Genomic DNA, 377 nt, shown 5'->3' with positions numbered 1-377 from the left:
AAAATGCTCAAATAGGAAAAACCGTAAGAAAAGCTATCCGACCTAAAGAATACCCACCCAATTACAACCAAAAATAACGTATAAAAATGTTGAAGAATACCAGGAATTTTTTTAAGGAATTGCCCAATCAACGCCTTCTCCAACAAGATAAGGAGTCCAAAATATGCGCCCCATGCAAGAAAGGTCCAACTAGCACCATGCCAGAAACCCGTGATCATCCAAACAATTAGCAGGTTTATGTATGTCCTAGCTTCCCCTTTACGGTTTCCACCAAGAGGAATATAGACATAGTCCCTAAACCATGTACTTAATGAAATATGCCACCTTCTCCAAAATTCACCAATTGACTTTGCTATATACGGATAATTAAAGTGTTG

The 377-nt window shown here is 38.2% G+C and carries 1 protein-coding gene; it reads right to left on the bottom strand.

The genetic code is table 11. The annotated features are described in order from the left end of the window. On the bottom strand, nt 1-377 hold a 377-nt coding region (locus PSHG_RS26105), incomplete at both ends, for an MBOAT family O-acyltransferase (RefSeq protein ID WP_010267546.1).

Origin of the sequence: Paenibacillus senegalensis JC66 (assembly GCF_000285515.1) — a bacterium.
Lineage (GTDB): Bacteria > Bacillota > Bacilli > Paenibacillales > NBRC-103111 > Paenibacillus_L > Paenibacillus_L senegalensis.
This window is presented reverse-complemented; position numbering and strand designations above follow the sequence as displayed.